This window comes from Ewingella sp. C233 (assembly GCF_055407225.1).
Genome location: NZ_JBUZRI010000001.1, coordinates 2,451,525 through 2,472,233 on the forward strand (window position 1 = coordinate 2,451,525; position 20,709 = coordinate 2,472,233).

General features: G+C 52.6%; 18 protein-coding genes and 1 riboswitch. Of the genes, 5 read left to right on the forward strand and 13 right to left on the reverse strand.

Annotation, left to right across the window (positions count from 1 at the left end; genetic code table 11):
• Positions 1–186: 186 nt before the first annotated feature.
• Positions 187–987, reverse strand: a complete 801-nt coding sequence (locus ACZRKO_RS11110) for a deaminated glutathione amidase (RefSeq protein WP_463737227.1) — start codon at positions 985–987, stop codon at positions 187–189.
• A gap of 15 nt (positions 988–1,002) precedes the next feature.
• Positions 1,003–1,974: a substrate-binding domain-containing protein gene (locus ACZRKO_RS11115; protein ID WP_463737228.1), complete on the reverse strand. Its 972-nt coding sequence runs from the start codon at positions 1,972–1,974 to the stop codon at positions 1,003–1,005.
• Positions 1,975–2,152: 178 nt separating this feature from the next.
• On the opposite strand from ACZRKO_RS11115, the gene ACZRKO_RS11120 reads away from it, so the two are divergent.
• The gene (locus tag ACZRKO_RS11120) at positions 2,153–3,496 is read left to right on the forward strand and encodes an aminotransferase class I/II-fold pyridoxal phosphate-dependent enzyme (protein ID WP_463737229.1); all 1,344 of its coding nucleotides are present in this window, start codon (positions 2,153–2,155) and stop codon (positions 3,494–3,496) included.
• 2 nt (positions 3,497–3,498) lie between these two features.
• On the opposite strand, the gene ACZRKO_RS11125 is transcribed toward ACZRKO_RS11120, so the two are convergent.
• Positions 3,499–3,933, reverse strand: a complete 435-nt coding sequence (locus ACZRKO_RS11125; RefSeq protein WP_463737230.1) for a GNAT family N-acetyltransferase — start codon at positions 3,931–3,933, stop codon at positions 3,499–3,501.
• A gap of 74 nt (positions 3,934–4,007) precedes the next feature.
• Positions 4,008–4,070, forward strand: a riboswitch (Fluoride riboswitch).
• Positions 4,071–4,139: 69 nt separating this feature from the next.
• On the opposite strand from ACZRKO_RS11125, the gene crcB reads away from it, so the two are divergent.
• The 3 genes from crcB (at position 4,140) to ACZRKO_RS11140 (ending at position 6,824) form a co-directional block, all read left to right on the forward strand.
• Positions 4,140–4,523 carry a fluoride efflux transporter CrcB gene (gene crcB / locus ACZRKO_RS11130; protein WP_463737231.1) on the forward strand — a complete coding sequence of 128 codons (384 nt, stop codon included), beginning with the start codon at positions 4,140–4,142 and terminating at the stop codon, positions 4,521–4,523.
• A 411-nt stretch (positions 4,524–4,934) separates the two neighbouring features.
• The gene (locus ACZRKO_RS11135) at positions 4,935–5,588 is read left to right on the forward strand and encodes a TetR/AcrR family transcriptional regulator (RefSeq protein WP_463737232.1); all 654 of its coding nucleotides are present in this window, start codon (positions 4,935–4,937) and stop codon (positions 5,586–5,588) included.
• 39 nt (positions 5,589–5,627) lie between these two features.
• Positions 5,628–6,824 carry a multidrug effflux MFS transporter gene (locus tag ACZRKO_RS11140; protein WP_463737233.1) on the forward strand — a complete coding sequence of 399 codons (1,197 nt, stop codon included), beginning with the start codon at positions 5,628–5,630 and terminating at the stop codon, positions 6,822–6,824.
• Positions 6,825–6,903: 79 nt separating this feature from the next.
• On the opposite strand, the gene cspE is transcribed toward ACZRKO_RS11140, so the two are convergent.
• The 7 genes from cspE to ACZRKO_RS11175 form a co-directional block, all read right to left on the reverse strand.
• On the reverse strand, positions 6,904–7,113 hold the full coding sequence (cspE, locus tag ACZRKO_RS11145) for a transcription antiterminator/RNA stability regulator CspE (RefSeq protein WP_463737234.1): 210 nt from the start codon (positions 7,111–7,113) through the stop codon (positions 6,904–6,906).
• Positions 7,114–7,281: 168 nt separating this feature from the next.
• A complete protein-coding gene (locus ACZRKO_RS11150) occupies positions 7,282–8,061 on the reverse strand; it encodes a DUF2076 domain-containing protein (RefSeq protein ID WP_463737235.1) in 780 nt (259 codons plus the stop codon).
• 244 nt (positions 8,062–8,305) lie between these two features.
• Entirely contained in the window at positions 8,306–9,436 is a 1,131-nt protein-coding gene (locus ACZRKO_RS11155) for an ABC transporter substrate-binding protein (RefSeq protein ID WP_463737236.1), read from the reverse strand.
• A 252-nt stretch (positions 9,437–9,688) separates the two neighbouring features.
• Positions 9,689–11,227 carry an MFS transporter gene (locus ACZRKO_RS11160; RefSeq protein ID WP_463737237.1) on the reverse strand — a complete coding sequence of 513 codons (1,539 nt, stop codon included), beginning with the start codon at positions 11,225–11,227 and terminating at the stop codon, positions 9,689–9,691.
• 40 nt (positions 11,228–11,267) lie between these two features.
• Positions 11,268–12,290 (reverse strand): Gfo/Idh/MocA family protein, encoded by a 1,023-nt coding sequence (locus tag ACZRKO_RS11165; RefSeq protein WP_463737238.1) that lies wholly within the window; start codon positions 12,288–12,290, stop codon positions 11,268–11,270.
• Positions 12,291–12,304: 14 nt separating this feature from the next.
• Positions 12,305–13,372 (reverse strand): Gfo/Idh/MocA family protein, encoded by a 1,068-nt coding sequence (locus ACZRKO_RS11170; RefSeq protein WP_463737239.1) that lies wholly within the window; start codon positions 13,370–13,372, stop codon positions 12,305–12,307.
• A 2-nt stretch (positions 13,373–13,374) separates the two neighbouring features.
• The gene (locus ACZRKO_RS11175; protein ID WP_463737240.1) at positions 13,375–14,550 is read right to left on the reverse strand and encodes a Gfo/Idh/MocA family protein; all 1,176 of its coding nucleotides are present in this window, start codon (positions 14,548–14,550) and stop codon (positions 13,375–13,377) included.
• A 281-nt stretch (positions 14,551–14,831) separates the two neighbouring features.
• Between ACZRKO_RS11175 and ACZRKO_RS11180 the strand changes: the two genes are divergently transcribed.
• Entirely contained in the window at positions 14,832–15,896 is a 1,065-nt protein-coding gene (locus ACZRKO_RS11180; protein WP_463737241.1) for a LacI family DNA-binding transcriptional regulator, read from the forward strand.
• A 21-nt stretch (positions 15,897–15,917) separates the two neighbouring features.
• Here ACZRKO_RS11180 and ACZRKO_RS11185 read toward each other — a convergent pair whose 3' ends face one another.
• The 3 genes from ACZRKO_RS11185 to ACZRKO_RS11195 all read right to left on the reverse strand — a co-directional run bounded on the left by ACZRKO_RS11185 (position 15,918) and on the right by ACZRKO_RS11195 (position 20,689).
• Entirely contained in the window at positions 15,918–17,996 is a 2,079-nt protein-coding gene (locus ACZRKO_RS11185; RefSeq protein WP_463737242.1) for a prolyl oligopeptidase family serine peptidase, read from the reverse strand.
• A gap of 60 nt (positions 17,997–18,056) precedes the next feature.
• Positions 18,057–19,085: a Ppx/GppA phosphatase family protein gene (locus ACZRKO_RS11190; protein WP_463737243.1), complete on the reverse strand. Its 1,029-nt coding sequence runs from the start codon at positions 19,083–19,085 to the stop codon at positions 18,057–18,059.
• A gap of 161 nt (positions 19,086–19,246) precedes the next feature.
• Complete coding sequence (locus tag ACZRKO_RS11195; RefSeq protein ID WP_463737244.1) at positions 19,247–20,689, reverse strand: glycoside hydrolase family 1 protein; 1,443 nt, start codon at positions 20,687–20,689, stop codon at positions 19,247–19,249.
• Between the last annotated feature and the right edge of the window lie 20 nt (positions 20,690–20,709).

A 20,709-nucleotide genomic window follows, 5' to 3' on the forward strand; every position in this document is an offset into this window, starting at 1 on the left:
AGAATTATTTTGTTTTTGTTAACACCTTCCCTGGTGTTGATTATGTCTTATGGTTTTAACACGCCTGATAATAGGGACACTTGCAGATCCGGCGATGATCTGGGTGTTTACTGCCGCGCTCCCTGGTGTTGTTCGCGCGTTATTTCTACTGCATTGCAGGCCGTTGAGGACCGGTCTGCGGGTAAATCAAAACTTATCGCTGCGCAGTTGCGGAATATCAAAACAGCGATTTTCCAGCACCGGCAATACGTTACGTGCATGCACCAGACGGTCTTTATCCAATTGGGCAAATACCAGCGCCGGAGCTTCGGCGGCGCGTGCAATCGCCACACCAAGCGGGTCAACCACCATGCTGTTACCGATATTGCGCTCACCGCACTCGCCGACTGCCACCATATAAGCGGTATTTTCCAGCGCGCGGGCGGTAACCAGGACTTCCCAGTGCATCTCTTTAAGTGGCCCTTTTACCCAGGCAGCCGGCAGTACCAGCACTTCTGCACCGTCGAGCACCAGCCGGCGAGCCAGCTCAGGGAAACGCACGTCATAACAGGTCATCAGACCGACTTTAAACCCGGCCACCTCGACCAGCGGCGGAACCTCTTTACCTGCCGTGACGTTTTTGGATTCCTGCATCGAGAACGCGTCATATAAATGCAGCTTACGGTACTCGGAAATGATCTCGCCGTTGCGAATCGAAATCAGTACATTCCACGCGCGGCCTTCAGGCGCAGGGGTGTGTACACTCATCATGGTGGTCATCTGGTTGCCGACACTCGCCGCCAGTAACTGGCTAACAAAGGGGCCATCGAGCGGCTGTGCCGCTTTGAGTACCAAATCAGGGTCGGTGATATCCCGCGCCAGAATGCCTTCCGGCAAGACCAGCAGATCGACACCAGCCTGCTGCGATGCCGCCATCAGCGACAAACAGGTTTCGGCATTGGCCTGCCACTCTTTGGCAACGGCGAACTGTCCTAATGCGACTTTCATGTTCATTCCTCAGGGTCAGTGACTGGCAGGCTCAGCGGCAAATTGCGGGAAAAGTTCCGCCGCGCTCAGGCGCTGGGCTGTCAGGTTCTGCCGGTGCAACTCTTCGGCAAAATCTTCGATCATTTTCTTGTTGGCAAGGTACCCGTTTGCATTCCAGTCTGCCGGTAAATCAATGACCGTGCGACGCAGGTCATCAAGCAGCCACGGTGTGGTATCGGCATATTTCGCACGTTTATCCATCCAGACCTGATAAGAACGTTCAATCACGTCACTCAGTGCCTGCGGCAACCAGGGGTGCGCTTCAGCCAGCGCCGGTTTAATCGCCAGCAGATGAATACCCGGTACGTAACCCACCTTATTAAAGTAAGTCAGTTCGGCCTGGCGGAAATCGGGCTGAAACTGGCGGAAACCGGAATCCGGTTTAAAGAAACCTTCCGGCATAAACGGCGTGAAGACCGCGTCCAGCCAGCCTTCCTGCAGCAGTTCCATCATCGGGCGCTCTTGCGGCACCGACTCGATGCGTCCGGCGCGGCCAAAACCGGCCAGACGGTCAACAATCGGATGCTCGGCCGTCAGGCGGCCAACGTACCAGTTGGCATCGTCTATACCCACGCCTTCTAGCGCCAGTAGCGTACGGGTCCAGGTATTGCCGGAATCCTGCCAGCCGGTCAGCCCGATGCGTTTACCGGCCAGCTGCGACAGCTCGGTCAGCGGACTGTCATCACGTGTGATAATGCAGCGCTGACGAAAACCACGCATCAGGAAGTGTGGAATAGCCAAAAGGTCGTCTTCACCTCTGGCGCGCCCCTGCGCATAACGGCTGAATGAGACTTCGCCGGCATCGTAACGGTCACTGATGGCAAGGTCGCTGACCAGCGTGCCGACGCGGTCAATCTCAAGCGTAAATCCTTCCGGTTTTACATCGCCCAGGGCCAGCGGCGTAAAGTAATCCCAGTCCCGGACTGCCAGTCTGATGGTGATTGCCACAGCGTTCCCCTTATGGATCTGCAAAATAAAAATATCAAAAAAACAACATGTCATTGACCACTGACGATCACACTGATGCCAATGTGATTATTTTATCGCCTCGATTGACTAAGTTTGATACTAATAGCATAAATTAATATGTACAATAGAATCTTTGTTACTGAACAAAAGGCGAAAAATGAGTGAAAGTCTGCTGGTAAAAACGCTGGATGCTGACTGGTTTGCAGGCCATCTGCAGGACCGTTCGATGCGGGGCATTGCACTTGAAACTGCGGCGATGATCCGCTCAGGGATGATTGAGATTGGCACTCATTTACCGGCGGTACGTGAACTTGCGCAGGCGCTCGGCGTCAGCCCGGCGACGGTCTCGGCTGCATGGGGCCAGCTGCGCCGTCAGAAAGTGATTGCCGGGCGCGGGCGCAACGGCGTCTGGGTGTGCGGCGATACACTCTCCCCCCGCCCGGCGCGGTTTGAGAAAATCGGTAACTTTGGCGATCACATTATTGCCGATCTGGCGCTGTCATCACCGGATCCGGCCCTGTTGCCCGATCTGCACGCCGCACTTCAGGCTGGTGTGACTGCCGATAACCTCAACAGCTATCAACGCGAAGCCATCGCACCAGCGCTTCTCGACGCCGTCAAACCCAGCTGGCCGTATCAGGCAGGAGCCTTTATGGCGGCGGATGGCGGCTTTGATGGCATGAACCTAACGTTGCAGACCCTGCTGATGCAGGGCTCGGTCGTGGCGATTGAAGACCCGACCGCCACCCGCCTGCTGGATATACTCGACAATCTGGGGGCGCAGGTTCTGCCGGTGAAATGTGATGAGTTCGGGCCGATCCCCGAATCATTGCAGATGGCGCTGGCGAGAAAACCATCTGCGTTCATCTATCAGCCACGCACTCATTCGCACTGCGGCCATGCGCTGAATGCGGAACGTTACGCGGTGCTGGCGGAGATCCTCAGCCACAGTAATACGCTGATCTTCGAAGATGATGGCATTGGCCAGCTGTCGTGCGAAAAGCCGCTCAGCATGGGCAGCGTGCTGCCGCAGCGTACCATTCATGTCCGCTCTTATTCCAAAGCGTACGGGCCGGATCTGCGGCTGGGGGTGATCTCAGGTTCGGAGGATTTGATCAAACAGATCAAATCCTTCCGCAATTTCGGTGCAGGCTGGTCGAGCCGCATTTTGCAGCAGGCGCTGGCGTATCTGATTAACGACGAAAAAACACAGGAAAGTATTGAGCACGCCAAACGCGTGTATGCACAACGTCGCAAGGCGCTGTCGGATGCACTGAAAATTCGCGGCGTGAACATTCCTCACCGTGACGGGTTGGCGATGCTGATCCCGGTGCCGTCCGAGCAGTTTGCTTTGGTGACGCTGGCAGCGCGGGGGATTGCCGTTCTGCCCGGAGAACGCAGCCGCATCGGACCTGGGCAGTTTATCCGCGTCAGTACGTCGCAGCTGAAGGCGGAACAGGTCGATATTATCGCCGACGCGATCGTGCTGGCCCTTGGCTGAAGTTAGTGGCCCTGCTTGAGCTTTTTGATCAGGTATTTCGGTGAATCTTCATAACCGGCGCGATCATAAAACTGGTGCGCCCTCACCCGGCGCGTATGGCTGTGGACCTCCATCCGGTCGCAGCCACGCGCCAGTGACAAACGTTCGGCTTCATCCACCAGTTGCTGACCAATGCCGCCACCGCGGCTGTTGCTGCTGACACACAAATAGCTGATGCGGCAAAACTCACCCGCCAGCGCAATTTGCGGGATAAAGTGCAGGGAAATAAAGCCGAGCGCTTCTCCTTGCTCCTCAGCCACCAGCAAGCGGCTGTCAGGATTGGCCGCCATAGACACTATGCGCTGCGCCACTTCAGCCTCAGAAGCCGGATAGTCCAGATCCGCCAGTAACTGGCTAACCCTCGCCGCATCTCCGGCCACTGCATCACGTATTAACATCTGGTTTCCTTAATAACTTCTGACGTTTGTCCGGAGCGCTACAAATTGTGGCCCCGGCCGTGTAAAATTCTCGGGCACCCGATGGAGATGACATTCCTCCGAAACCGCCTTTACCGGCTAATGATGTCTACACAATCTCATTGAGAGATTCGTAGCATGGCGCCGGGACCTTTCTGAATACCTACTCAATCTTACGAAAGGCTTTTATGTTTAACACACTCCTTGCAGTATTTATTGGCGGCGGTCTGGGCAGCGTTGCCCGTTGGTATGTCAGCATGAAAATGAACGGGATGACCCCTGTTCTGCCCGTCGGTACGTTGACGGTCAATCTGGTCGGTGCCTTTATCATCGGACTTGGCATCGCTATTTTCAGCCGTCTGACCCACCTTGATCCGGTATGGAAACTGTTACTGACCACCGGTTTCTGCGGCGGTCTGACCACCTTCTCCACCTTCTCGCTGGAAGTAGTGTACATGTTGCAGGATGGGCGCTTTGCCGGCGCGTTGCTGAACATGTTCCTGAACCTGGCGGGATCGCTGGCCATGACGCTGCTGGCCTTTATGCTGGTGAGCTGGTTTACCGCACACTGAATTTAAAGGATGTCGGTGCCTTTTTTATGACAAAGGCACCGTCATTATCTTATTTTGTGAGATAACTCCGCCATTTTCCGCGAATTTTCTCATCGTCTTAATGTTTCCTTCATTTTAGAACTTCATACTTCTGGCATATATCGTGAATCTCCAGGAGCCTGCTATGTTCTCAATGCCTAAAACCTTTACCGAAATGCTGCTTGTAACGCTGTGTGTGCTTACCGCTGCCGCTTTCCTGCACGCCTATTTCACGAGCTGATGCTCTCTCTTTGACTGGCTGGCCCGCACAGCGTAAGCCTTACCGGGCTACGCTGCGTTTTCACATTTACCTCCCGCATTTCCCCCCTTATACTTGAGAACGAACGTTCGCACCCAATGTGTAACGCATAACCTCAGGTTGTCAAAACGCTGATGCTTCACCCTCAGGGCAATAAAGAACAGCGCATCTGCGCCAGACGCGATCAGATCATCGCCGCTTCGCGTCTTTGCTTTCGTAAACACGGGTTTCATGGGGCAGGCATGGCTGAAATAGCCAAAATGTCGCAGCTCAGCGTGGGCCAAATTTACCGTTACTTCGCCAATAAAGACGCGATTATCGAAGAGATCGTGCGGCGTATCGTTTTTAAGAAAATCCGTCTGATCACGGGCAACGTCCATAACCTGCGTGAAATGGCCGGGAACCTCGCTCACCGACGTCTGGGCGGTCCCGCCCTTGAACTTACGCACACCGATTGTCCTGAACTGAGTCAGGAGCAGATGGACATCGACCATGCCCTGAGACTGGAAGTGGCTGCCGAAGCCACCCGCAACCCGGTGGTAGAGCGGATTTGGCGTGATGCAGAAAGAGAGTTGTTCAATGAAGCCAAAGCCATGCTGGCAAGAAACTCTCCGCACCTGTCGGACAGCGAGCTCACTGCCAGAGTAGAAATGATGGCCGTCATTTGCGAAGGCACTGCGTTTCGTCGCCTGACGACCCTGCACGCTGATCCCAACAAGCTCGATGCCCTTTACGACCAGCTGTTCAGCCAGCTGTTTAACCCTGTCACTCCGTCATCGCAGACGTAACCACCGCATTCAAAAAAACCACCGGAAACAGACATAATAATGAGCAATCACCTGACAGAAAAACGCCTAGGCTATGTCCTGGTACTGGGTTCCCTCGCGGCACTTGGCCCGCTGTGTACCGACCTTTATTTACCGGCACTGCCCCAGATGGCCGTCGAACTCGACACCACCACCGCCGCCAGTCAGCTGAGCCTTACCGCCGGTTTATTAGGGCTCGGCCTCGGGCAGCTGATTTTTGGCCCGCTGAGTGACAAATATGGGCGCATCCGTCCCCTGCTCTGGTCGCTGGCGCTGTTGCTCGCCGCGTCCGTGTGGTGTGCAATCGCCCCAGACATTGACCAGCTGATCGCCGCCCGTCTTCTGCAGGGTCTGGCCGGTGCCGGTGGCGCGGTGCTGTCACGCGCCGTCGCCCGCGATTTATATAACGGACATGAACTCACCCGCTTTTTTGCGCTGCTGATGCTGGTGAACGGGCTCGCGCCGATTGTCGCGCCGGTATTGGGCGGTGGCCTGCTGAACTTTATGAGCTGGCGGGGAATATTTGGCGCACTGGCGGTAATTTCTGTTCTGCTGTTTAGTTTCTCTGCCCTGAAACTGCACGAAACGTTGCCCGCTGAGCGACGTTCTCAAGGCGGTGTGATGGTGATGGTGCGTTCAATTGGCAGGTTGATGCAAGACCGGCAGTTTATGGGTCTGTGCCTGACGCAGGGCTTTACGATGGCCGGCATGTTCGCCTACATCGGCGCATCGCCTTTTGTTTTACAGCAGATCTATCACCTCAGCCCGCAGATGTTCAGCCTGTGCTTTGCCGCTAACGGCGTCGGCCTGGTCATTGCCGCACAAGTTTCCACGCGTCTGAGCCGCAGATGGGGCGAACTGGCGCTGGTCAAAATCGGTTTGTGCGTCGCCGCGGTGGGTTCCCTCTCGCTGGTGCTGGCCGCCAGTCTGCACGCACCGCTGATTATGCTGCTGGTGCCGCTGTTCTTTTCGGTGATCACTATCGGTATTGTCGGGCCGAATGCAGGTTCACTAGCGATGCAGAGCCAGGGAAAAAATGCAGGCAGCGCATCGGCGCTGATTGGGGTATGTATGTTCGCGCTGGGGTCGGTTAGCGTGCCGATAAGCGGGCTGGGTGGCACATCGGCGCTGTCAATGGGGCTGACCATCCTCGGCTGTTACGCCATCGCCATAACGCTGTTTATCACACTGGTGCGTAAACACTCAGCCTCTGAATAAGTGACCGGCCTTCACCGCATCACAAAAATACAGCACAAAAAAAACCCGCATCAGCGGGTTTTTCAAAATTTGGCGAGAGTTAAATAGGTTTAACGTCAGCAGCCGATGGACCTTTAGCGCCCTGTGTGATTTCGAACTCAACACGTTGGCCTTCAGCGAGGGTTTTGAAACCGCTGCTGGCAATAGCAGAGAAATGAACAAAAACATCTTTGCTGCCATCTTCAGGGGTAATGAAACCAAAACCTTTAGATTCATTGAACCACTTAACGCTACCTGTAATCTTAGACATCTAACTTACCTTTACGTGAATGAACGGCACAGAACGTGTGTCAATTACAGTACAGCAACAGATTCAGCTTTTGTCCAGAATTCCGATTGCAATAAGCGATAAACCTCTCACTCTTACGCTTTGTACGATAATTCCTACTGTAAAAACCCACTCAAAGACCATAAAGAATCAGAAAAATGAGTCGTCGTCATTGCTGAAATCATCTGAACTGTCGTCATTCTCGCCGAAACCAAAACCGGCATTGTCGTTGTTATCGCGCAGAGAGGCGTCCTGCCAGTCAGATTGACCGCTGTCGAAATTTTGCTGCTGGAAATCATTATTGCCGAGAAAACTGGTGTCATTCGGATCCAGATTCTGCACCGGTGGCTCTTCAATAATGTTCACAATTTCCTGCGGCTGACTCTGATGGAACATGCCGGTCAGCATATCGGCCAGTACCACGCCCCCCGCAACACCTGCGGCGGTGCGCAGAGCGCTACCAAGGAATCCCGGCTGTTGCGGTGCTGCCTGCTGCGGCGCGGCTTGTTGCTGGTAAGGCTGTTGCTGATACTGCTGCGGCTGGGCATTGCGGTTATCCCACCCGCTTGTGCCCGGAATAGGCTGACTACCAGAACCATTCGGTGGCGCAGCATGTGAGGTGTTCTGCGCTGATGCGCCACCGCCAAACAATCCGGCCAGGAACCCGCTGCTCGATGGGCGCGCATTTTTGGCCTGTTCCTGCAATTGCTCGATTTGCTGTTGCTGTGCCTGGACCTGTTGATTGAGCTTAGTCAGCGCGGCTTCCTGAATAATCATCGCCTGCGCCATATAATACGGAGCCGACGGTTGTTTAGTGATACAAGCCTGAATGACACGTTCTGCCTCGGCATCACGCGGTGCCGTTACGGACTCAGCCTGTTGCAGACGGCTAAAAAGACCTTCGATTAAACGCTGTTCTTCGGATTGCATAAATTCACCTTGTCGATGTGTGTTACTCCGCCATCAGGGCTTTCGCGGACAAAAACACCACAAAAGCCCGCACCATGCGGGAATCTACCGATCACACTAAACCAAATAGTTACCAGGATGAATTAACCGAGTGTCAACAAATGTGATCGCGGTAAATAACGTGGGCTGAACAAAACGGGAGGGACCGACAGGTGAGTAAAACTCTGTCCGCCGGGAAGGCAGACAGAGGGTATCAGCGTGGTGCTTACTTCGCTTCAGACCAGCCGAAAATGAACGCAGTGTCCGGCAGGTTGGTGTAGGTACGCACCAGATCATGGTAGGTTTTGGCCGGATCCAGATCCTTAAACTGCTGTGGATAGATAAACTTCGCCAGATATTCCATACCGACAATATTGTAAGGATGGTTATAGAACTGGTGATAAACGCCGTAGGCACGTTTATCCGTCACGGCAGAGATCTGCGCAATACCGTTACGCGCCAGCAACGCCTGACCTTCGCGGTCTACGCTTGCCTGATCGGCACCGTAACCCAGCGGCAGAATATGTGACACGCTGCCGTTAGCCGGACGCGCAGAGCCGGTCATAATGTAAGCATCAGGCTTCATGCTGATGACTTTTTCCAGCGACACATCACCGGATGCCCCTGGCAGCAGATCACTCCCGATATTATCGGCACCGACGGCTTTCACCAGTTTGCCCCAGCCTGAATCACCGTGCGTGAAACAGCAGGAGTCAGAACGCCCGGCGATGGCTTCGATAAACACCTTAGGTTTCGGATTCACCGATGCCACGACCTGCTGAATATGCTGATAGTGCTCGTTATAGAATTTACTGTAAGCCTCTGCATTTTTCTCCTGATTCAGCACCTTGCCAAGCAGCTCAATGCTTGGCGCGGTATTTTTAGCCGGGTCACGTTCGTAATCCACAAACAGCACCGGGATCTTTAGCGCGCTGAGTTTGTCGAGAACACCGGCTTCTTTCAGTGAATCTTTTGCCCGCAGCTGCGCCACCATCAGGTCTGGTTTTTGCGCGATCACCGTTTCGAGATCAACCTGCCCCTTGTCGCTGAATCCCATATCCAGAATTTTGGCCGAATCAGGCCATTTGCCTTTCAGCATGTCCCACGTACCGCTGTCGGTTTTCTTCAACAGATTATTCCATGCTACTACGTGCTGGAACGGGTTAGCTTTGTCGAGAACCGCCAGCGAAAGAATATCGCGGCCATCCTGCAAAATAATGCGCTGTGGCGCTTTGCTGAACGTCAGTTTCTGACCATCAAGGTCAGTGACATTCAGCGGATAAGTGGTGGCGAAACTGGCAAAAGTGGTAGCCATCAGGGCAGCCACGGAAAGCACGCGAGCGGTATTCTTCAGCATTTTTTTACCCGGCAATGAGAATTGAACAAAAATGATTTTGAGAACCATTATCAAATGATGATGGAATCATAAACAATGAATGATTCGCAGAGCAATGTTTTTTGGGCATAGAATGTTGATAAAACATGTCGAAATATAAATTCAAATTGGTGTGGTTCAGCCCGGTTGGCAATTTGAGAATGTCTGCATTGACTCAAATCGCTTAAACCGGGCTGGATTCACTTCGGGTTATCAGCTCGTCAGGGCAGCGGCTTAGCCCGCGGCGATTTCAGCCCGAATCGCCTTTCTGGTCGCCTTTCCTCCCCACACTTCCTGATACTCATATCCGGTCAAATCTTTGATAACTTTACGACACTCGGGCGTACAGTCTGCCAGATTGCCGCCGAGCTTCAGGCGAGCGGTTTCTTTGATCAGAATTTTATGCGAGTCCCGCGTCAGCTTGAATTTGAAGGTCATATAGAAACTGATCGCCAGCAATGCGCCGGTGGCGAAGATCATCAGTCCAATAATCGCGTGTAGTGCGCTGAGCGGTTGCGCGCCCTGCCCTTTCACAAATCCGTTTTCTTCAAGCACCAGTCCCACAATCATAATGGCAATCGCAACGGTACTTTTACGGGTAAACACCATCACACCAGCAAAAATCCCCTCGCGGCGTTTTTTAGTGACTATTTCATCGACGTCGGGAATAAAGCTGTAAATATTCCACGGGATATAATAAAGCCCTGAACGACCAAAGCCTAAAATAACGAAGATGGAGGTAAAGAGAATTAACGGCACCGCTGCATTGGTAATATAAATATAAAACAGAGCCGCCAGCACAAAGAAGATACACCCATATGCTATCCGCAACGCGGCGGAGGGCGAAATATTCAATCTTTCCATCACCATCATATAAAAAATCGTTGATGGCACAGAAACAAAAGCGGCCACACTTAAATAACCGGAAACCGATCCCACATCCTGATGCAGGCCATAGACCACATAATAGGTAAAGACAGCACCAAATACGTCCATCGCAGTGAATGAGGCAATGTAAATAATGATGTGCTGGCGGAACATGCGGATATTAAAGGACGAAATAAAATCCAACACCAGACTTTTCAGATGATGCCAGAGGCTGCCACCGGTTTCCATTTCCGGGTCAGGCTCATTGGGGTCCCGCACATCTTTTGCTTCCCAAGTACATAACCAAGTAGTGAATACGGCGATGCAAAATACCGTGGCGAAAAACATGCCAGTATAGGTATACGTCATCGGATTATCTTTACCGGTAAACATCATGATCACACCCGGTACAGATACCGCAAGGAATCCCCCGAGTTGCGAGCAGATCATGCGCACACCGGCTAGGCGGGTGCGTTCACCGAAGCGGTTTGTCATCTCTGCAGCCAGTGTTTCCCAAGGTACCAGCACCATCGCAGAAAGTAATTCAATCGACAAATACGTACCGAGATAATACCAGTAGCCCATGTCCTTTACCCAGACAAGCGCATACAGGAACATCAGCGGAGAGCTGATTAATAGGAAAAACCGGCGGCGGCCAAACCGTTTACCCAGCCACGTGTTACCAAAGTGGTCGGTAATATAGCCCATGATCGGACTTAATATAGCGTCAATCACACGGGCGATAGCAAAAATAGATCCTGCTTCTAAAACAGTTAACCCGCAATACATGGTATAGAAGAATAAAAGCCAGGTACCGATAACGGCGAATGCACCGCCACCAAATAAGTCGGTTACGCCATAGCCTATTGCTGTGCCATAGCCAACCCTGCGTTCAGTAGGTTTCATTATTATTATCCCGCGAAGGTAAAGTTATTATGAAAATTATTTAGTCAGCCAGTATTATCCATCCCCCTGATTGTGAGGAGCGATAAATAGCCCCGACAATATTCAGAGAAACCTCGGCCTGTGAAACAGAGATATAATTTTTTTCTTCAGGATGACGAACAGAGTGATAAAAATTGGAAATTGCCTGGCGATGACTGTCGCCCCAATAGCTTTTAATTGTGCCTGCCGGACTTTTATCGCTAACCAGCAGCGCTTTATTTTCGCCTTCAATCAGCCACAAAGCATTGTGATGCAGTTGCAGCATTCCTTTTTCACAATGAATTTCCAGCAACAATGGCGAATCGGTGCTGTGACAGTTGGTTGCATAAAAGAATCCACGTGCACCGTTTGCCAATTTGAGACTCGCCATGGCGGTGTCTTCATTTTCAGTAACATCTGTCAGAAAGTGGTTATCTACGACGCCTTTTACCGCATGGACACCACCGCCAAACCACTGCATGAGATCCAGCGTGTGAATGGCCTGATTGATCAGCAGGCTACCGCCTTCGGTAGCAAAACGCCCGCGCCACGAGCTTTCTGTGTAATACGCTCCGCCGCGTGACCAGGTCAGAACCGCTTTAATGCTCAACATGTTGCCCAGTTGCCCGCTGTCCAGCAGCGCTTTGATTTTCTGGCTGGAAGGATTCAGGCGATTCTGATAACACACTCCCACCCGCCCCTGCGCCTTTTCAGCGGCCTGCCGCAGAACCTGCACTTCACCGATATTGAGTGCCAGTGGTTTTTCCGTGAACACGTGTTTTCCCGCCGCCAGCGCGGCGAGAATCGCTTCCATATGCAAATGATGCGGCAGACAGATATGCACCACGTCGATGAACGGATCCCGCAGCATCTCATGATAATCCGCATAAAAATCACAACCATAATGCTGCGCCAGTGCCTGACCTTTGGCGATATCGGTTTCTGCGATGGCGCGCAACTGGCTGTCAGAGTCATGCTCAATCGCTGCCACATGGCAGGTATGGATGGATCCGCAGCCGATCACCGCAGCTTGGAGAGTTTTCATGGTCCGCTCCCGATTCAATGGGTATCGTTGGCCAGTAACTGCGCCCGCACGCACAGCTCGGCGGCTTTGAACGCATGTTCCTGCGTCATGGCGTTTTCCGTACGGTGCAGACAGTCGAGGATCAACTGGCCAAAGAACGGGAAACCGACGTTGCCTGACACCGGATAGCGGAACTCGCCCCGCTGATTCACCAGATACACCACGTCCTGCCCGCCACGCGTGATATCGACGTATTTACGGATCTCGATATAACCTTCGGTGCCCAGAAGCGTCAGCCGCCCGTCGCCCCAGGCGCTCAGCCCTTTTGGCGTAAACCAGTCGCAACGGAAGTAGCCGCGTGCGCCGTTGTCACCTTCGAGCATGGCGTCGCCAAAATCTTCAAAATTCGGTGACTGCGGGTGATTGAAATTCAGCGCCTGCGCGGCCACGACGCGGGCGTTACTGTTGCCGGTGTAAAACAGGAATTGTTCGATCTGATGGCTGCCGATATCGCACAGGATCCCGCCAAATTTTTCCCTCTTATAAAACCAGTCCGGGCGGCCTTCGCCCTCGCGATGCGGTCCGGTGCCGAGCGTCTGGATCACTCGTCCGATCGCCCCTTCCTGCACCAACTGTCCGGCAAACACCGCGCTTTCAACGTGCAGCCGTTCGCTGTAATACACCGCATATTTACGTCCCGTCGCTGCCACTTTGGCTTTCGCAGCGGCCAGTTGGTCCAAGGTGGTGAGCGGCGCTTTATCGACAAAATAATCCTTACCGGCGTCCATTACTTTCAGCCCCAGCGCGCAGCGTTCACTAGGAACTCCCGCGCCAGCCACCAGATGAACTTCTTTATCGCCAAGAATAACGTCCAGTGAATCAGCGACCGCCACCTGCGGATATTGACTGACAAATTTCGCCACCTTTTCAGGATCCGGATCGTAGACCCATTTCAGGCTGGCACCCGCTTCAATCAGACCGTTGCACATCCCGTAAATATGACCGTGATCCAGTGCCGCAGCGGCGATCACGAATTCACCTGGCTTCACCATCGGCTGCGGTTTGCCTACTGGCGCGTAGTTCATACCGTCTTTATTACTCATCTTCAGGCTCCTTTATCCATGTCTTTGCCGAGCGAGATCGCATCTTCATTAGCGAAGTTTTCCACTGAAGCGGATTTCTCATAAAAATGCGGTGCCAGCGACACCAGCCCGCCGGTCTGATAAAACGGATCCGACGGCAGGATCGGCAGCGTCACAATGCTGCGGGTGATGGCGGATTTATAAATCGCGGCGATAAGCTCCAGCGATCGCTTCCCCTGAACGCCGTCGATCAAAGGTGGGGTGTTGCTTTCGAGCGCGGTGAGGAAATTGTCGATCTGGCCGGTGTGCAGCGTATACGCCAATTTAGGGATCGACTGATAAAGGTCGTCCAGGCGGCTTTCCCGCGCCGTATCGCGTGCCTCGACCGGGAATCCATTCGGCGCAGAAATGCTGGCGAATTTATCCCACGGCGCTGAAATACGCGCCTTCTCCCCCTGAATCACTATTTTCTGATCTTCGCCGTGATGCACCACCGACGCGGTCAACTGGGTCAGCGCACCGGAGTCATATTTGAAAATCGCCGCCGAGAGGTCTTCCACTTCAGCGTTATCGTGCGCGGCGTTGGTGATCATCGAGACCACTTCAGACGGAAAACCGAGCATCCACTGGATTGCATCAATGTGATGAACCGCGTGATTGAGCGTGCAGCCCCCCGCCTCCTTTTCCCAAGTGCCGCGCCACCATAAATCGTAATAGGCATGGCCGCGCCACCAGAAAGAATCCACTTGTGCGTGGCAGACTTTGCCTGCTTCACCGGAATCAATAACCTTTTTCAGCCGCCAGAAGGCGTCGGTAAACCGATTCTGCGCAATAATTGACAGCGTTTTACCGCTCTCCTGCGCCGCACGGATCATCGCGTCGCACTCCTGCAATGACGCCGCCATCGGCTTCTCGCACAGTACGTGTTTGCCGGATTTGAGCGCATCAATTGAAATTTCCGCGTGCACATACGGCGGCGTGCAGATATCCACCACGCCGATATCAGGATCATTAAGAATCTCCTGATGGCTGGCGTACACCTTCGCCTGCGTCAGACCGTAGTGCCGTTTCTTCTCTTCAGCTTTCTCAGGGTAAATATCGACCAGCGCGACAATCTGACAACGGTCAGCAAACTGTAAATATCCCTGAATATGGTTATGCGAAATATTACCTGTACCAATGATCGCTATTTTCAGCATTATCTTGTTCCTGATTTACATCGATGGGCAGCCGTCACCTTGCTGATTTAATGACATATTTAATTAATTCGTCATTAAAACTGGCGCGGATAAATTCGTGATTTGTTTATTTCATTCTTATTACAGAGAGAATAGTAATGGCATTTTTTTCCAACAACCGGTATTTGTGACAGGAATTGCAGCGTGGCGTTTGTTATTTGCTATGATGATGAATAGCTGATGAATTACAAACAATTAACTGTGACAGTAAGTCCATATGCTAATGAGGCGTTGATCACAAAATGACGGGGAAATTAAAAATAAGGCAAATTGCTGAGTTAACAGGGCTTTCTCCCAGTACCGTGTCGCGAGTATTAGCGGGGAAAGCAAACGTCAGCCCACAGGCAAAAGAAAAAGTATTTAACCACGCAAGAAATATGGGTATTTTGCGTGACATCCCGGCCAGCCGGTTGTTAATGAACACACTATTAGTTTGCGCGCCACCGGCGGCCTTTAATCCACATGAAGATCGTTATTATTATGAGGCCATTCAGGAAATTATTACTGAAGTCGGCCGCTATGATATTCACATGCGTAAATGTGCATTAGCGGTTAACAATCCGGATATTGCTGTGTTTATGCAGGCACTCAGCCAGACGGAGGTGGACGGTATCATCATCATCGGCATTGATGACGGAATGCTTTACCGGCTGGCAGCGGAATCGAATAAACCCGTGGTCATGATCAACGCCAAAGACAGCGAAATGCGGCTCGATTGTGTGTCGGCCGATCACTACTCTATTGGCTACAGTGCGGCAAATTACCTTTTTCAGCGTGGCCACCGCCCCGTTTTACTGTTCACCGATCTGCGGCGGGAAACCATGATGCAGCGGCTGGACGGTTTCAAACGCGCCTGTCTCGAATACCACATTGCGTTCGATGAGGCCACGCACTTGCTGGTCAGTAAAGGCAACGGCAAAGAGCAGGCAAGAGAAATCATTGAAAAGTACCTCAGGGAGCATAAGCGTGAAACGTTGCCTTCGGCGATTATTTGCGGCGGCGACCCGATTGCACAGGCGACACTTGAAGTTCTGAGGGAGCACGGCATTCAGGTGCCAGAGGATATCTCGGTGATGAGTGTGGATTTCGCGCATGAAATGAAAAATCTTTACCCGATGGATTTTACCGCCGTCAATCTGCCCTGCCGCGAGCTGGGGACGGAAGCCGTCTACATCCTACAGAGCCGCCTGATGCGGGCCTCTGGTGCAAAATTCAATTTGCTTTTACAGGGGAAATTTCACACCGGCCAATCCGTGGCCGATGTGAAGTGGAAACGTAAGGGACTTTATTCGCAGCCAACCGGCTGATATCCCTTATTTAATAAAACTTCAGCGCCCATCACAACCGATAAAGCGCAGCAGAAATTCACTTTCCATCGCGTGCTTGAACGCCGACTGCGCCTTATCTGCCGCCGCGCTGTGACCGCCTTGCGTATTTTCATAGAACCAAACATCCGGCACACCGAGCGCCTGCATCCTGGCCGCCATTTTACGCGCATGACCCGGTCCAACACGGTCATCGCTGGTGGCAGTGGTAAACAGGACCGGCGGGTATTTTTTGGCTGGATCAATATTATGATACGGTGAGAACGCGCGCATAAACGCCCACTCTTCTGGCTTCTGCGGGTCACCATATTCAGCAATCCACGAGCTGCCAGCCGAAATTTGCGTATAGCGCTGCATATCCAGCAGCGGCACTTCGCAAATTATCGCCCCGAACAGCTCAGGGTAGCGCGTCAGCATATTGCCGACCAGCAGGCCGCCGTTGCTGCCGCCCTGCGCCGCCAGATGCGCCGCCGAGGTGATGTTACTGGCGATCAGCGCTTTGGCAACGGAGGCGAAGTCTTCATACGCACGCAGACGCTTCTCTTTTAGCGCCGCCTGATGCCAGCGCGGACCATACTCACCGCCGCCACGGATGTTGGCAAGCACAAACACGCCGCCGCGATCGAGCCACGACGGGCCGCTGACGCCGAGATAATAAGGTTCGAGAGAGACTTCAAAACCGCCGTAGCCGTACAGCAGCGTCGGATTCTTTCCGTCGTATTCCAAATCTTTTTTTGCCACCACGAAATAGGGAACACGAGTGCCGTCATCAGACTGGGCAAAATGCTGCTTCACCGTATAGCTCATCGCATCGAAATGCGCCGGGTCTTGTTTGAGGATTTCGGGCAGCTGCTCTTTATGTTCCAGGCTGCCAATATATAACGTGGTAGGCTGCAGGAATCCGCTGACCGTCATCATATAGTCATTAGTCTCATCATCGACACCACCGGCACTGATGTCACTCAGCGCGGGCGCATTGCCAAAAGGCTCACGCAGCCAGCCATCTGGCTGAGGCGTCAGGATCTCCAGACGGTTCACCACATCCTCGGAAACGCTGAGGATCAGAGAGTCACGGGTCATCGAATATCCACCGAGCGCCGTGGTTGCTCCAGGGATAAACAGCGGCGTCATTTGGCGGTTGCCCGCCATAAAGTCATCGAACTTTGTTGCCAGCAGTGAGCCGGAAGGATAGCTCTGCCCGGCGATATCCCACTGGCTGGAGGGCTGAATCAACATCCATTCACACCATGTGTTGAATTTCGCATCCTGCGGCAGTTCAACTTTGTGGCTGACGTATTGCGCATCAAGCAGATAGACCTCACTGCGGTAAAAGTCGATCACACGACCAACGAAATTACGCTCATACCCTTTCGAATCATCATGGAAACCCATTACCGCCAGATCGTCATGTTCGGCACTAAACTGGGTTTTTGCCTCGCTAAGCGGTGTGCCACGCTGCCAGATTTTAGTAATGCGCGCATAGCCGGAAGTGGTCAGCGCGCCTTCACCAAAATCGGTAGCGACAAACAAATGATCGTTATCTATCCAAGACACGCTGCTTTTGGCCGAAGGTAAATTAAAGCCGTCGGTGATAAAACCCAGCGTTTGCAGATCAAACTCACGAATGACTGCGGCGTCACCGCCGTCCGGAGAGAGATGCAGTAAGCCGCGCTGGTAATCTGGGTGGCGAATCTGGATACCGTGATAAACCCACTCCTGCTCTTCGGCTTTGCCGAGCGCATCGATGTCCAGCACAGTTTCCCATTCCGGTTCATCCTTGCGGTACTCATCCAACGTAGTACGGCGCAGCAGGCCGTGCGGGTTTTGTTCATCCTGCCAGAAGTTGTACCACTGGTTGCCGCATTTGGAGATACCGGGGATCTGTGCCGGCGAATTCAGGCCAGTCAGCACCTGCTGACGGATTCGTTCGAAATCAGCGCCGCTGGCGAATTGATTCACTGTCCGGCTGTTTTGCTGTTGCGTCCAGTCGAGCGCAGGCTGGTCACGGATACCCTCTAGCCAGGTAAATTCGTCCTGAGTCTCAGGGTTCTGGTCAGATAAGATACTGTTTTCAGATGACATAATGGGTGCTCCTGCGGGTCATAAAGTAAGAATTCCGGTTTCGCTTTTGCTAATCAGGGCTTATTGCAACAGAATGCCCTGAATCAGATTCGCTTTCACCACTGTCACTTGTGGAATTTTCAGCGCCTGCATATAGCCTTCCACCAGCAACAAGTTGCTGACATCGGTAGCACGGTACTCGCCTTTCAGTTCGGAATCCCCTTTCCAGACATTGTTTTTCGACACCCGCTGCACATCTGCCAGTGTATAGGTAGGGTTTACAGGATGAATCTGGTCACTGATCGAATAACCGTGCACGCCACCGATGCCAATCACCCGTTTGTGCTGCGCGTCCTGTTTCATTTGCGCGCCGACGTGGGTACGCACGTAGAAATTCACATAACGCAGCACGGTATTACGCAGTGAACCAATCGGGTTCGGCGTGCTGTCGGCCTGCTGATCTTTATTCTGTAAAACCTCAGTAATGAAATCTTTCAACGTCACCGAGGCCAGTTTTCCCTGATAAATATCGACGGTTTTCACGCCCTGCTGCTGGCGGTAAGTGGTCATCTGCATCGAGCCACCGCCGATATCCCAGACCAGCAAATCCTCATCATTGAGATTATTTTCGTGCAGCGCGGCTTTGGCAGAGAGGAAACCAAGTTCCGCTTCCTGCTGCTGGGAAATGATCTTCAGGCGGACGTGCGTCTGCTGGTTAAAGCGGTCAATCACCTGCTGACCATTGGACGCCGTGCGAAATACCGCCGTCGCCACGCCGGTAATACGCTGCGGTTTAAACGTGTTGGCTTTATTGACCATCTCGGTAAGCGCGGTCAGCCCTTGCTGCTGAATGTCTTCACTGAGCTGATTATTGCCGGACTTTGCGAGGTCTGCATTGAACCCGACCGGGCGCTGATCTTCATACAGTACTTTCCCAAGCGTTTTCTGGCAGATATTCACTTCAGTAACCTGAATTTTGGTGCTGCCGGATCCCATATCTATCCCGGCACGGTTCTCAATGCAACGGTTCGCCTGAGCCTGCGCGGGTAAAAAAGCCAGCGTGGAACAGGCCACGCTCAGGGCAATTACGCTGTGCAATATTTTGTTCATTCATCCCTACCCGGAAACGAAAAAAGTCTTTAAAGAAAAAATAGCCTTATAAATTAGCCCTGTATTTTAGCCTGCAATCCCACTATTTTCTGCGGCCAGCCCTCTTATATAACGAAAAAGGGTGACCATCGCCACCCTCTATTTTTCATGTTTAAGTAATTTTAGTATTCAATATGGCCGTTAAGATCCTCGCCATTGCTGGCAATCACGCGCTGATACCAGAAGAAACTTTTCTTACGGTAACGCGCCATATCTTTCAGGTCATGCTCATCACGGTTCACATAAATAAATCCGTAGCGTTTGCTGATGCCTTGGTGCGTACTGACTAAATCAATCGCAGACCACGGGCAATAACCAAAGAGTTCGACGCCGTCGGATATTGCCAGTTTCAGTTGCTCAATATGAATACGCAGATAATGAATGCGGTTATCGTCATACACTTTTTTATCGGCCGTCAGCTTATCGAATGCGCCCAGACCGTTTTCGGTAATAATCAGCGGCAGTGCATAGCGTTCATATATTTGACGGCAGGTGAGGCGAAAACCAACAGGGTCGATATACCAGCCAAATTCATTGTGCTCAAGATGCGGGTTATCTACGCCGAGATAGACATTTTTGTACACGCCGGCCAATTGCTGGTCTTCCACCGCACGCGGATCTTTCTTCTCACCGGAGTGGTTATTGGGTACATCGGCGGCAACGGTGGTCGATGCGTAATAGTTGAAGGCAATGAAATCCGGTTTACCCTGGCACAGGATCTCCATGTCGCCCGGTAAGATTTCCGGCAGCAGGGATTTTTCTTCCAGGAAACTCCATACCACCGCGTTGTAACGCCCGTGACAGGCGAGATCCAGATACAGCCAGTTGCGGATGGACGTATAATTGTGCGCGGCAATATTGTCTTCCGGTTTGGAACTGGCCGCATAAATACAGGAGATATTCGGTGCCGGGCCAATTTTCGCATGAGGCAATAAGCGGTGGCAGAGGATCATGGCTTTGGCCTGCGCCAGCATCATGTGGTGATTCTGCTGATACAGAGCTTTCTGCGGATTTTCTGTATTCGGATCCAGCGTGCCTATCACATCGCCTTTGAGGATCATCATATTTTGTTCATTGATGGTCAGCCAGTATTTGACCCGGTCACCATACAATTCAAATGCGGTCCGCGCGTAGCGTTCAAACGCATCGACGGTCTTGCGGTCAGACCAACCGCCCTTCTGCTGTAACGCATAGGGCAAGTCGAAGTGGTACAGCGTCACCAGCGGCTCCATGCCTGCGTTGCAAATCTCGTCGATTAACTGGTTATAAAACGCCACACCCTGCGGATTAATTTCTCCGTCACCGTCAGGGAAAAGACGACTCCAGGCGATAGAGAAGCGGTAGGTTTTCAGCCCCAGCTCTTTAAACAGGGCCACGTCTTGTTTGAAATGATGGTAATGGTCGCTGGTGACTTTGAAGTCGCTGATGTTATCGGGGAAGCTTGCCATGTCGATAACCGACGGGCCTTTGCCTTCCTCGTTCCATGCGCCTTCAACCTGGTAAGCTGACGTGGAGGCCCCCCACAAAAAATCGGCGGGGAACGGTTTGGTCTTCGCGTAAATCATCCAGTTATCTCCTGACGGTT